The following is a 12,734-nucleotide window of genomic DNA, read 5'->3' on the forward strand; positions in this document are numbered from 1 at the left end:
CAAAATATGCTGCGGACATTACTTGGAGAGCCGCCCCGCGTGAACAGCGGTGTGCTGGCTGAAGCTATGGAGTCCATGGCGAAGGCTGCCTCCGTGCTGCGCAAGGAGATGGCGGCACATGAAGACCATGACCATGAATACCGCAAGCTGGAAATCTGGACACGCGGCCTGATCTCCTCTCTGGATGAGCTGGAGCAGAGCTGGTTCGCAGCCGCCTTTTTCCGGAAGTCAGTGATAGCCGGTTATATGGACGACATGTCGTCCACGGAGCAGGGGGAGTACGCCAGATATGTGTATTTCTACAAGGATGGCTTCATCCGTGTCTTCTCGCTGCTGGACAAGCTGGGCACGGTGCTGAATAATCTATACAATCTCAATACAGGCAAGGTGAAGACGCATTTCTCCTACTTCACGGTGCTGAGGCAATTTCAGTTGCTGCATGCGCATCATCCGCTGGCGGATAAGCTGGAGCGAATCAGGAATTCCTACCGGGAGCCGGTGGAGAATCTGCGCAAGCGGCGCAACGCTGAGATCCATTACATGAACGCGGAGATGACCGATGACCTCTGGCAGCGTCACCAGGGATTGCATGACAAGATTCGTCTGGAGGATCTCGACAGCCACCTGGAGGATTTGAAGCAGAGCCTGGAGATGGTATGCCAATCGCTGGCCGCCGCATACAGGTACGGGAATGAACAATGGCACAAGAACAAAGCGGCCCCAGGCCCGAAATCAGGGCATGTCCGTCCGTAAAAACTTACCTTTGACAAAAAACTCGAAACTGAATATACTTAGGCATACATTAAGTTCTGACAGGATACGGAATATATAACTTCATACTATTATCTTATCGAGAGCGGCGGAGGGATAGGCCCGATGAAGCCCGGCAACCGGTTTGAATACAGCCTTAAGCTGCATCCAAATGTCATGGTGCTAATTCCTACAATGCCGCCGGTTAAGGGGTATTTGGCAGATGAGAAGGCATTGTCATTATACACACAGGGCCTCTTGCGATCTGCATGGATCGTAGGGGGTCTTTTTATTGCAATGATGGAAGTTAATACAGAAGGGGGACGCAGCGGTTGATAGAATTGAAGGATATAACCAAGGTGTATGGCAAGGGCAGTAAGCAGGCAACTGCACTCTCTGCGCTGAGCCTGTCGATTAAGAAGGGTGAAATCTTCGGGGTGATCGGTCACTCCGGGGCCGGCAAAAGCACGCTGATCCGCTGCATTAATCTGCTGGAGCGTCCGACTGCGGGCGAGGTGTGGGTGGATGGGGTCGAGCTGACAACGCTCAGCCAGGGACAACTGCAGGAGCAGCGGCGCAAGATCGGGATGATTTTTCAGCATTTCAATCTGCTCTCATCGGCTACAGTCTATGACAATATCGCGTTTCCGCTGCGGCTGATCGGAGCCGGAAGGAACGAGATTGAACAAAAGGTTAAGGATCTGCTCGCCCTGGTAGGGTTGGAGGAGCACTGGAATAAGTACCCGGCCCAGTTATCCGGCGGACAGAAGCAGCGTGTCGGAATCGCCCGGGCACTGGCGAGTGATCCGGACGTTCTGTTATGCGATGAGGCGACCTCGGCGCTTGATCCGCAGACGACAGACTCCATACTGCGCCTGCTGATGGATATCAACCGCAGATTCCATCTGACCATCGTGCTGATTACCCATGAAATGCATGTCATTCAGAGCATTTGCGACCGTGTTGCCGTGATCCATGGCGGCGGTATTGTGGAGCAGGGTGAAGTGGCCGAGGTCTTTCTGAAGCCGAAGCATGAGGTGACCAAAGAATTCATCCGCAGTGAGACCCAGTCGGACGGACCGCTCCGGCAAGCGATTGATGCTGTGCAGCCGGGTTACACGAAGTCGGTCAAAATCACTTTTCTCGGGCAAAAGACTTACGGGTCGACGCTCTCACAGGTGGTTCAGGGAACCGGGGTTCACTTCGCCATTCTCCATGGCACCATCTCTACAATCAAGGATGTTCCTTACGGCCAGCTGATCGTCCGGTTCGAAGGACCTGAGGGTGCGGTTGAAGCCACGCTCACTGAGCTCATAGCGCAAGGTCTTGATGTGGAGGTGATTTTGTAATGGACTTTAGCACAATCAATTGGGAAGAAATGCTGGAAGCTACGATTGCTACACTCAAAATGATCGCAATTTCAGGAATATTTACAATAATCCTTGGTTTACCGCTTGGAATTGTGTTATATTTATGGGGCAAGTCAAATAACGTTATTATCAGGGTGGTTTACTCGGTATTATCCTTCGTTGTGAATATCCTGCGTTCGGTTCCTTTTATCATTCTGATGGTTGCCCTGATTCCGTTCAGCAAGGCCATTATGGGCACTTCGATTGGTGTGCTTGGAACGATTCCGGCACTGGTGATCGGCGCGGCGCCTTTCTTCGCCAGACTGGTGGAGACGGCACTGCGGGAGGTTGACCGGGGAATTATTGAAGCGGCGCAGGGCATGGGAGCGTCCACCGGGCAGATCGTGATGCGCGTGCTGCTGCCGGAGGCTCGTCCGGGTCTGCTTGCCGGTATAACCATTACTGTTGTGACCCTTGTCTCGTATACCGCAATGTCCGGCATGATCGGCGGCGGCGGCCTGGGTGACCTGGCGATCCGCTACGGATATTACCGCTATGAGAAGGAAGTCATGATTATCTCGGTAGCGCTGATGGTGATTCTGGTGCAGCTGCTGCAAATGGCCGGTGACCGGCTGGTAAGACATTTTACACGGAAATAAGGTACGTCCACATATAGCCTTATTCAATAAACCATATGGATTAGAGGGGGATTTACAGATGAAAAAAGTACTGCTTACATTCTTCAGCCTGACCTTGATATTGGTGCTTGCCGCTTGCGGAAACAACAAGGCGAATAACACCACGAATTCTGCTGCCACAACGGCACCTACAGAAGCGGCTGCTGCAGAGCCGACGACAGAGCCTGCTGCGGACCCGGTAACCCTGGTGATTGGTGCTTCTCCTGTACCGCATGCGGAGATCCTCAAAGCAATTGCCCCACTGCTTGAAGCCCAAGGCATTAAGCTGGAGATCAAAGAATTCACAGATTATATTCTTCCCAATACACAGCTTGCCGAGAAGCAGCTCGATGCGAACTTCTTCCAGCACAAGCCTTACCTGGATGATCAGAACACCAAGAACGGCACAGATCTCGTATCTGTAACTGCTGTTCATGTAGAGCCATTTGGCGCCTATTCCAAAAAGATCAAATCGATTGATGAATTGGCAGAAGGTGCGAAGGTTGCGATTCCGAATGATGCAACGAACGGAGGCCGCGCCTTGATTCTGCTGGCGAAGAACGGTCTGATCAAGCTGAAGGATGACACGAATATTGCTTCCACCAAAGCGGATATCACTGAGAACACCAAGAAGCTGGATATCATTGAGCTGGATGCAGCCATGCTGCCCCGTCAGCTGGATGAAGTAGACCTGGCGCTGATCAACACCAACTTCGCACTGGATGCCAAGCTGTCTCCAACGAAGGATGCGTTGTTCATTGAAGGCGGAGATTCTCCGTATGCCAACCTGCTGGTAGCCCGTCCTGACAATAAGGATTCCGATGCTATTCAGAAGCTGGCAGCAGCGCTGACTTCCCCGGAAGCGAAGGAATTCATCGAAAAGCAATATGACGGAGCAATTATCCCGGCATTCTAAGCTTGAACCTAGGGATGTTGAATCATCTAATGAGACCAGAAGAAGCCCGTAGCCAGAAATGGCTGGCGGAGCGGCTTCTGGTCTTTTTGAATATCCAGATGGTTGATCCTGCAGGCGAAATCCTCTATAATAAAAAAAATCCCGGCCTCTTAGCGGAGGCCGGGATGGTTTATGAAACGGGATTAGAATACCTGAACGACTTCTTCCACGCCTTCTACTTCTTCAATCAGGGCGCGTTCGATCCCGGCTTTAAGCGTGATCGTGGAGCTTGGGCAACTGCCGCATGCACCCATAAGCTTCAGCTTAACGATGCCGTCTTCAACATCAATCAGTTCCACGTCACCGCCATCGCGCTGCAGGAACGGACGAAGTTTATCAAGGACTTCCAGTACTTCATCGTACATGGTTGCGCTTTGTACATTCTCACTCATTTCTCAATCACTCCTTTCGTATGTTTATTATAGTACAAAAAGTTAAAAAATAAAATGGTTACAGCAGAATAGGGAGATCATCATGAGACCAATTATAGAATTCTGTGCCAGCAACATCGGCCACGGCACTGAACCGCTCAAGCTTAAGCTGGAGCAAAACCCTGAATATGATGTAGTGGAGTACGGCTGTCTGAACAACTGCGGAGAGTGTTATCTCCAGCCGTTCGCCATGGTTGACGGGGAGATCATTGAGGCTGATTCCCCCGCTGCTCTGGAAGAGGCCATAGAAGCCGCTATACGAGAGGCAGAGGCCTGGGACAACCTGGAGATAGACTAAGCCGCCTGGATTCAAGCCGGGATTCTTTAGCCGAAATGGCGTTTGGACATCCACAGGACGCCGCTCTTCAGCAGGCGCGGAACCCGGCCCATGACGGAGCGGCGGCCCATCAGGCCGAAGCCGGCATTTTTACCGAGTGAACCGAGGGTTCCCTTCAGCTTAATCTTATTCAGCTTCGGGGTTTCCCCCCGCCATAACGCCTGTAATATCTGTCCCACCTGCTCGCCCTGGGCACCCGCCGCCTGTGCACTGGGCGCGAAGGGCAGGCTGGCACAGTCCCCGATCACATAGACCTCCGGATATTCAGCGATATTGTAATACTCCCCCACAATGAGCCTGCCTCCACGGTCCTTCGGAAGCTCCAGCTGCTGCACGACCTTCACGGGTTGAATCCCGGCAGTCCATACCGTCACATCCGCCGGAATAGCTTGGGTGCCATTGAAGATGGCATCCTTCTCGACATGAGAGACCGACACCCCGCCAATCGTCTCCACCTGATGCTCACTGAACCATTCCTCGACATACCTGGACAGCTTGGCCGGAAAAGAAGATAAAATACGTTCTCCCCGGTCCATCAGAGAGATATTCAGATCCGGCCGGCTCTCCCTCAGCTCCGAGGCAATCTCTACGCCGCTCAGTCCCCCGCCGACAATATTGACGGTTCCATAAGGCTTCACATCGTTCAGCCGGCGGTAAGTTTCCCGGGTTCCGGCGAAGCTCTGAATACTGCAGGTGTATTCCTCGGCACCCGGAATGTTATGGTAATTATCCGTACAGCCGAGGGCAATCGCCAGGATATCATAGGCTACCGGCTCCCCGGAATCGAGCAGGACCAGCCTGCTCTCCAGATCAATGGAACCCACCTGCCCGTAACGTACGGTCAGGCGGGGGTGTACCGGGAATTGAATCCGCAGATGGTAATCGGTGGCGGTGCCTGCGGCCAGTGCATAATATTCGGTCTTGATCCCCTGATACGGCATCCGGTCCACCAGGATGATTTCCACATCAGGAGGGAGATGATTATCCAGCAGTTGCTGAATGAGGGCAAGACCGCCGTAGCCGCCGCCCAAGACAAGTAGGGTTCTCATGCCAACTGATCTTCCTTTCGGGTACATAATGGACAAGGCAGTTCTGCGTTCACTGGCTGAGGTAAGCTTGTTCTGTTCTTATTCGTATACCTTGATCTCGTTATAGAAGGTATCCCGTTCTACAGGAATCCGTCCTGCGCCCTTCACGAGCCAGATCAGCTCATCCCGGGTCAAGCCCTCCGGTGTCAGCGCGCCGGCAGCGTGGCTGATCCGTTCCTTCAGGATCGTTCCGTGCACATCGGAAGCGCCGAAGTTCAAGGCAACCTGGGTCAACTGGGGCCCGATATTAATGAAGTAGGCCTTGATATGATCGAAATTGTCCAGCATCAGGCGGCTGACGGCAATGGTCTTCAGATCCTCATTCGCGGAGTTGCGGCGCATAATGCCCGCATTCTTGTTCTTAGGCTGCATGGACAGCGGAATGAATACCATGAAACCGCCGGTCTCGTCTTGCAGGTCACGAATTTGCAGCATATGGCGGATGCGGTCTTCACGGGACTCAATCGAACCGTACAGCATCGTGGTATGGGTCTTCATGCCAAGGTGATGGGCGGTGCGGTGCACCTCGAGATATTCCTCGACATTGGCTTTGTCGACGCGCATTTTTTTGCGGTACTGGTCAGACAGAATCTCTGCCCCTCCTCCGGTAAGGGTCTTCAGTCCGGCGGCGCGCAGCTGCTCCAGCACTTCACGGATACTAAGTCCGCTGATGCGGGTGAAGAAGTCGATCTCTGCCGCTGTATATGCCTTGAGAGTCACCTCGGGGAAATGCTCGTTCAGAGCACGCAGCGAATCAACATAGTACTGGAAGGGCACATTATCATTATGCCCGCCTACAATATGGAACTCGCGCACGCCGGGATGAATATGCTGCTGTACATACTCCACCATCTCCTGGCCGGAGAGGGTGTAAGCCCCTTCTTCGCCTTCATCCTTGCGGAAATTGCAGAAGGCACAGCGGGATTCGCAGACATTGGTGAAATATAGACTCATGTTCTCGATAAAATAGACTTTATTCCCGTTTTTTCGCATGTTGACTTCATTAGCGAGTTGCCCGATCGTTAACAGATCGTTGCTCTCATATAAATAAACGCCGTCTTCCAAATTCAATCGTTCTCCGCCGCGAACCTTCTCAATGATGTTCGCCATCCGGGCATCCGTGTGGGGTGTAATAAGGGTAGACATATAAGTTCCTCCTGAAGGTTGGCGAGGCAATTGCATCGCATAATCGTGTACCTGAGCATATCCGGCAGCAGCCGGCATTATAAATAGAGGTTAACTGCAACCTCCGTGACAATTTATCGAAATTTTATCGCTTTTCTCATTATAAACTTCTCCCGTAGGGTGAGCAACCGCCAGAAACGGCAGGTCTTCCGGGACAAATCGCTTACCTGCGCCCGGTTTACGACTTGAGGGCAGAAGAATAGTGGAGTATACTGATTGAAAGAGCCGATGAAAATGATATACATCATACTCATTATTTTCTCAAGCAAGGCATTGACTTCATTACGTACAGCCTGAAGGCTGCTTGATTCCAATACAGTGATCCCTAAGGAGGTTGTAATTATGATTAACATTAGTGAGACAGCTGCAGGCCAAATTAAGGCTATGCTTGCAGAGCAGGAAGTGCCGGATATGTTTCTCCGTCTGGGCGTAACCGCCGGGGGCTGCAGCGGATTCTCGTACGCGATGGGCTTCGATGATACCGAGACTGAGCAGGACATCTACATGGACGTTGCAGGTCTGAAGGTGGTCGTCAGCAAAGACGATATCCGTTACCTCAACGGCCTGGAGATCGACTTCGAGGAATCCGGCATGACCGGCGGCTTCACCATCAACAACCCCAACGCCAGCGCCACCTGTGGCTGCGGCTCTTCGTTCCGCACGAAGGAAGAGGCGGGGAATCCGGCGGCTGAGCCTTGCTAAGCTTGTGAATGATGAATTATTGATAAAGTAAGCGTGGGTTGCGGATTTCGAAACCTCTTAATTGTGTATGGTGCAAACTGTACTTAATTAGGAGGTTTTTTATGTTGACTTAAACCATTATATGTTAAAATATGGTGATGAAAGAATTAATGGAGCTGTGAGGAGGATAAAAATGATACGAATGCCATTTGAACGCCCAACAGAGCATTATGATGAACGAATTATGGATATCGATAAAGAAATTTGCTCTTTGATCAAGAAGAGAAAGGAGGTCTCGGATAATAATCCAGGATTTCCTCCGTTGGAGTATATTACTAAATGGTCAGAAGCCTTTGAACTCTATGAAGATTTCCTAAACTCCTTATTCTCAAGTATGATGAATGAAAAACAATTTAAACCAATGATCGAACCCTCAGGATTTAGAAAACACATTGCAATTCTGAAGTCAGTCGTGAAAGGGGAGCGTTTTTATACTCTAACGTCCTTACGACAATACAGTAATGCAAGTGTATTAACACTAAATATAGATTGGGACGATGAGCCGGAAGTTGAATTCACATCTCATCAGCATAGCCATTACGAACTATATATTAATGACCAATATGATTGCCGAATGATTAATGGTGGAAGCAGATCGGACCATGCATCATATAAATATGTAGTCTCTCCACCCTTACCTGATGAGATTTCAGGAATTCAATTTAGGTTCAAAGAATACAGTTTCCCTTTCAACAGGAGTGAGACAGGTGATGAGATAGTATTTGAACTTTAGTAAGGTGAATAGCCCTCCACATCTGTAGGTGTAGGAGGGTTATTTATCGTTTGCGCTATATCTCAAACAATCCACTTTCCACAACGTCTAATCCAGGCTGCCATTACGTTAATGAAGTTGGAGGTGTTTATTTTGAACAAACTGATTATTCTCCTTTTCATGGCCTTAATTTCGTGCGATTCCTCGGAACCGAATGAATCCATAGCTGCCAAGACGAAACCAATCCCATCTGCCTCAGAAAATATTAAAAGCGAACTTTTTTCAGCTCATATCTCAATTCCGGAACAAGTTAAAGCAAATCAGGAACTTAAAATTTCTATTGAGTTAAAAAATGAAGCTGGACGGGATCTGGAGATTACAACTGGAGAACCGATATTTTATTTTGCCGTTCGGGATAATACCGACAAGGTGATTAATTCAAGTGCAAGAAAGGATGTTGGAGTTGTACGTCAAATGTCGGATGGAGATATCATTTCAGAAAAGTCTCAATATCGGTTTGAAAAATCGGGCACATACGAAATTTCGGCGCTTGCGGAATTTTCGGTTCAAAGCGGAGAAGGTAGTGAAATCTATAAAATAGAAACAGATCGAAAGTCTGTTCAGGTAAGTGATTAAAGTCAAACTCACGATCAATGAAGGAAGCCGTAGCATGCGGAAGATTAGCCTCCTGAAGGTGTTAGGGAACACCCTGCATCTTCAGTTTTTTTTGTCCAATTCGTGTCGATTATTAATTCCCCTATAAAACATACTTGACTAGTGGGATTAATAGGATTATAGTATGAAAAAAGCTTGATTGCACAGAGAGATTTTCAACTGATACTTTCATTTTATCTTGAATCTCTCTCATCATTAATAATTGTATACAATTATACAGTTGACCGGGCGACCCGCAAATGAGTGGCGAGGAGCAATGAAATCTATGGAAATGCGTTCACGAAGATTGTCGAAGGATAATACCTACTATGCACTTAAGCAAAAAATAATAGACAGCGAGCTGGAGCCGGATCAGGCGGTTAACGAAGAGAGCCTGGCGGCACTTCTCGGAGTCAGCCGGACTCCGCTACGGGAAGCGATTCAGCGGCTGGAGAATGAGGATTTCCTGGTGCGCCAGCCCAACGGCAGGCTGCGGGTAGCCCCTTTAACGATTAAGGAGGTCGAAGAGATCTTCCAGATCCGCAGCATGCTTGAAGGTCATATCGCCAGAAGCGCCGCCAGAAACGCTACGATCAAGGATATTCAGCGGTTAACGCTGATTCTGGAGAAGCTGAAGCAATCCTTCCAGATGGGGGATCAGCAGGATGTTGTATCCTATGGCTTCGAATTCCATGATTACTTGTGGGAGATCAGCGCGCTGAAGACTTTTGAGAAGGTGCTGAACCAGCTAAGAGACCGTTCCCTCCGGTATTGTCGTTATGTCTCTCTGCACGGGGACTGGAATACGCAGGCGGATGAGGAGCATCTTGTGATTCTGCAGAGGATTGTAGCCAGGGATGAAGAGGGGGCGGAGCGGGCGATGCGGGAGCATATCTTAAGCAGCCTCGCGACTGCACTGGAGCGGATTAGAGGAATTGAACATACGTAATGAAGGGGGAAGAGCAGTCCTATGAGACCACAGCATGAGACGGAAGAAGCACTGGCAGCCCGGCTGACCGAAGTGCGGAGGAACCTGCACCGTGAACCTGAGCTTAGCAATGAAGAGTTCAGAACGACAGAGAAGCTACGCGGGTGGCTGAGTGAAGCGGGGATACGGGTGCTGGACCTTCCTCTGAAGACCGGACTGATCGCAGAGGTAGGGGAGGGTGACGGCAGCATAGTAGCGATCCGTTGCGATATCGATGCCCTGCCGATTGAGGAGCAGACGGGCCTGCCGTTCGCATCAGAGATTCCGGGAGCGATGCATGCCTGCGGCCATGACTTCCACACCGCTGTGATCCTGGGCGCGGCCAGCCTGCTGAAGCAGCGTGAGCATGAACTGCCGGGCAAGGTCAGAATCCTGTTCCAGCCGGCTGAAGAGACGGGGCACGGCGCGGAGGATGTACTGGCATCCGGCGGACTAAGCGGGGTGGAGGCTATCTTCGGATTACATAATTCACCGGACCTGCCTAATGGGGCATTCGGTACCCGAACGGGAGCCTTAACGGCTGGTGTGGACCGCTTTGAGATTACGGTGCAAGGGGTCGGCGCTCACGCCGCTACACCGGAGAAAGGGGTAGACACCATTGTTACCGCCGCGCAGATCATTACGATGCTGCAAACCGTAGTCAGCCGCCTGAATAACACGCAGGAGCCGGTCGTGCTCAGTGTGACCCGGATCAACGGGGGCTTCACCTGGAATGTCCTGCCGGAGAAGGTGGAGCTGGAAGGTACAGTACGTACCTATAACGAAGAGATCCGCAGCAGCATCCCGGCCCAAATGACGCGGATCATCGAAGGGATTGCAGCCGCAGCCGGAGCAGAGGCGAAGCTGCACTGGTATCCCGGCCCGCCCGCTACGGTCAATCACGGAGCATGGACAGACTTCACCAAAGAGGTCGCAGCACAATCAGGCTATGAGGTACACGATATTCCGCCGCAGATGGGCGGAGAGGATTTCGCCTATTATTTGCAGCAGATCCCGGGTGCTTTTGTGAACATCGGCACCGGCCCGAACCATGCGCTGCATCATCCCCGCTTCGATGTCGATGAGGCGGCCATCCTGCCGGCAGCCAAGTATTTCGCTCTGCTGGCAGAGGGGGCGCTTGTGAAGCTAAAGCAGCAGGCTTGAATCCTGAATCCTAAATTTACCAGATGATTGAGGGGAACAACTATGATTGAACTACGGAATGTGTACAAGACGTTCACCCGCAAAGAGGTGAAGATTGAAGCGCTCAAGGGGATCAGCCTGAAGGTGGAAAAGGGCGATATCTTCGGAGTCATCGGCTACAGCGGAGCCGGAAAAAGCACGTTAATCCGCCTGGTCAATTACCTGGAACGTCCGTCTGAGGGCCAGGTGCTGGTGGACGGGTACGATCTGGGCGCGTACAGCGACAAAGAGCTGCGGGCAGCCAAGAAAAACATCGGCATGATTTTTCAGCATTTTAATCTGCTGGAGTCCAAAAAGGTGTTCGACAATGTGGCGATTCCACTCATCCTGCTGAAAAAGAGCAAGGCGGAAATCCGCAAGCGGGTGGAGGAGCTGCTCGAATTCGTCGGGCTAAGCGACAAGGCTGGAAGCTATCCGAGCGAGCTGTCAGGCGGACAGAAGCAGCGGGTCGGGATTGCCCGGGCACTTGCCTCGAACCCTTCAATACTATTGTGCGATGAAGCCACTTCCGCTCTGGACCCGCAGACGACACAGTCCATCCTGCAGCTGCTCAAGCGGATCAACGCGGAATACAACATCACGGTGATGATCATCACGCATGAGATGTCGGTGATTCAGGAGATCTGCAACAAGGTAGCCGTAATGGAAGAGGGACGGATTATCGAGCAGGGCAGCGTGCTGGATGTGTTCGGAGCACCGAAGCATCTGACAACGCAGAATTTCGTCAAGACGGTCATTCAGAACAGCATGACTACAAGCGTCCGCAGAACTCTGAAGACTGAGCAGGGGAGCCGGGTGTATAAGCTGAATTTTGCCGGGGAGAGCGCTTCTGAGCCTGTGCTGTATGAGATCATCCGGTCTTATGGCGTTAAGGTTAACATCCTGTTTGCGAATACGACAGAGATTCAAGAGACGACGCTCGGTACGATTATCGTTCAACTGCAAGGTGATCCGGCACAGATGGAAGCGGCCTTGAATTACATGAAGCAGCATGAGGTCCGGGTAGAGGAGGTGAAGTCATATGTTCTCGACATCGATCACAAGTGAGCAATTCCTGAAGGCGATTATTGAAACGATTCAGATGGTGGGCGTGTCGCTATTCATCGGCTCGCTGCTGGGTATTCCGCTGGGCATCCTGCTGGTCATTACCCGTCCGGGCGGCGTGCTGGAGAGCAAGTGGCTGTATACCTTACTGAATCCCTTAATTAATGTCATTCGTTCGGTTCCGTTTATCATTCTGTTGTTTGCCATTATTCCGCTAACAAGAGCAATTGTTCACACATCGATTGGGACCAGTGCCGCAATTGTTCCGCTGATTATCTATATCGCCCCCTATATCGCACGGCTGGTGGAGAATTCGCTGCTGGAGGTGAATCCGGGCATTCTCGAAGCTGCGGAAGCAATGGGCGCAACACCACTGCAGGTGATATGGTATTTTCTGCTGCCGGAAGCGGTGGGCTCGTTAATTCTCTCCCTGACCACAGCGACGATCGGGCTGATCGGGGCTACGGCAATGGCCGGGGCAGTAGGCGGCGGAGGGGTCGGCGACTTGGCAATCGTGTACGGCTATCAGCGTTTTGACGAGGTGGTCATGTTTGCGACGGTCATTATTCTGATCATTCTGGTGCAGGGGATTCAGTCCCTGGGCAACACATTGGCGCGCAAGATTCGCCGTTACTAGAGAT

General features: G+C 51.2%; 15 protein-coding genes and 1 riboswitch. Of the genes, 12 read left to right on the top strand and 3 right to left on the bottom strand.

Annotation, left to right across the window (positions count from 1 at the left end; genetic code table 11):
* Positions 1 to 6 precede the first annotated feature (6 nt).
* The 4 genes from NSS64_RS02250 to NSS64_RS02265 all read left to right on the top strand — a co-directional run bounded on the left by NSS64_RS02250 (position 7) and on the right by NSS64_RS02265 (position 3,692).
* Positions 7 to 753 (top strand): Cthe_2314 family HEPN domain-containing protein, encoded by a 747-nt coding sequence (locus NSS64_RS02250; protein ID WP_341139078.1) that lies wholly within the window; start codon positions 7 to 9, stop codon positions 751 to 753.
* 91 nt (positions 754 to 844) lie between these two features.
* Positions 845 to 980: riboswitch (SAM riboswitch) on the top strand.
* A 102-nt stretch (positions 981 to 1,082) separates the two neighbouring features.
* Positions 1,083 to 2,099, top strand: a complete 1,017-nt coding sequence (locus NSS64_RS02255) for a methionine ABC transporter ATP-binding protein (RefSeq protein WP_341139079.1) — start codon at positions 1,083 to 1,085, stop codon at positions 2,097 to 2,099.
* Positions 2,099 to 2,758 (top strand): methionine ABC transporter permease, encoded by a 660-nt coding sequence (locus NSS64_RS02260; RefSeq protein WP_341139080.1) that lies wholly within the window; start codon positions 2,099 to 2,101, stop codon positions 2,756 to 2,758. Before NSS64_RS02255 ends, NSS64_RS02260 begins: the two co-directional genes overlap by 1 nt.
* Before the next feature lie 58 nt (positions 2,759 to 2,816).
* Complete coding sequence (locus tag NSS64_RS02265; protein ID WP_340938298.1) at positions 2,817 to 3,692, top strand: MetQ/NlpA family ABC transporter substrate-binding protein; 876 nt, start codon at positions 2,817 to 2,819, stop codon at positions 3,690 to 3,692.
* A 182-nt stretch (positions 3,693 to 3,874) separates the two neighbouring features.
* Here NSS64_RS02265 and NSS64_RS02270 read toward each other — a convergent pair whose 3' ends face one another.
* Positions 3,875 to 4,123 carry a NifU family protein gene (locus NSS64_RS02270; RefSeq protein ID WP_036701687.1) on the bottom strand — a complete coding sequence of 83 codons (249 nt, stop codon included), beginning with the start codon at positions 4,121 to 4,123 and terminating at the stop codon, positions 3,875 to 3,877.
* Positions 4,124 to 4,205: 82 nt separating this feature from the next.
* Here NSS64_RS02270 and NSS64_RS02275 point away from each other — a divergent pair, with 82 nt between their 5' ends.
* Entirely contained in the window at positions 4,206 to 4,460 is a 255-nt protein-coding gene (locus tag NSS64_RS02275) for a YuzB family protein (RefSeq protein WP_063829082.1), read from the top strand.
* A gap of 26 nt (positions 4,461 to 4,486) precedes the next feature.
* Here the strand turns inward: NSS64_RS02275 and NSS64_RS02280 are convergent, their stop codons facing one another.
* Together NSS64_RS02280 and mqnE are read right to left on the bottom strand one after the other, a co-directional pair.
* Positions 4,487 to 5,548 carry an NAD(P)/FAD-dependent oxidoreductase gene (locus tag NSS64_RS02280; RefSeq protein WP_036722010.1) on the bottom strand — a complete coding sequence of 354 codons (1,062 nt, stop codon included), beginning with the start codon at positions 5,546 to 5,548 and terminating at the stop codon, positions 4,487 to 4,489.
* A gap of 78 nt (positions 5,549 to 5,626) precedes the next feature.
* Positions 5,627 to 6,733, bottom strand: coding sequence for an aminofutalosine synthase MqnE (mqnE, locus tag NSS64_RS02285; protein ID WP_209875907.1), 1,107 nt, complete (start codon positions 6,731 to 6,733; stop codon positions 5,627 to 5,629).
* A gap of 381 nt (positions 6,734 to 7,114) precedes the next feature.
* Between mqnE and NSS64_RS02290 the strand changes: the two genes are divergently transcribed.
* From NSS64_RS02290 to NSS64_RS02320, 7 genes are all read left to right on the top strand, one after another.
* Positions 7,115 to 7,474, top strand: coding sequence for a HesB/IscA family protein (locus NSS64_RS02290; RefSeq protein ID WP_076081607.1), 360 nt, complete (start codon positions 7,115 to 7,117; stop codon positions 7,472 to 7,474).
* Positions 7,475 to 7,646: 172 nt separating this feature from the next.
* On the top strand, positions 7,647 to 8,246 hold the full coding sequence (locus NSS64_RS02295; RefSeq protein WP_341139081.1) for a hypothetical protein: 600 nt from the start codon (positions 7,647 to 7,649) through the stop codon (positions 8,244 to 8,246).
* A 132-nt stretch (positions 8,247 to 8,378) separates the two neighbouring features.
* Positions 8,379 to 8,861 carry a hypothetical protein gene (locus tag NSS64_RS02300; protein ID WP_341139082.1) on the top strand — a complete coding sequence of 161 codons (483 nt, stop codon included), beginning with the start codon at positions 8,379 to 8,381 and terminating at the stop codon, positions 8,859 to 8,861.
* 304 nt (positions 8,862 to 9,165) lie between these two features.
* Complete coding sequence (locus NSS64_RS02305; RefSeq protein WP_036722000.1) at positions 9,166 to 9,828, top strand: GntR family transcriptional regulator; 663 nt, start codon at positions 9,166 to 9,168, stop codon at positions 9,826 to 9,828.
* 21 nt (positions 9,829 to 9,849) lie between these two features.
* Positions 9,850 to 11,010 carry an amidohydrolase gene (locus tag NSS64_RS02310; protein WP_341139083.1) on the top strand — a complete coding sequence of 387 codons (1,161 nt, stop codon included), beginning with the start codon at positions 9,850 to 9,852 and terminating at the stop codon, positions 11,008 to 11,010.
* A gap of 42 nt (positions 11,011 to 11,052) precedes the next feature.
* A complete protein-coding gene (locus NSS64_RS02315; RefSeq protein ID WP_341139084.1) occupies positions 11,053 to 12,096 on the top strand; it encodes a methionine ABC transporter ATP-binding protein in 1,044 nt (347 codons plus the stop codon).
* Positions 12,071 to 12,730 (top strand): methionine ABC transporter permease, encoded by a 660-nt coding sequence (locus NSS64_RS02320; protein WP_076081622.1) that lies wholly within the window; start codon positions 12,071 to 12,073, stop codon positions 12,728 to 12,730. The genes NSS64_RS02315 and NSS64_RS02320 overlap by 26 nt, the downstream gene beginning before the upstream one ends.
* Positions 12,731 to 12,734 lie beyond the last annotated feature (4 nt).

The sequence above is a fragment of the Paenibacillus sp. FSL H8-0122 genome (assembly GCF_038005345.1).
Lineage (GTDB): Bacteria > Bacillota > Bacilli > Paenibacillales > Paenibacillaceae > Paenibacillus_AQ.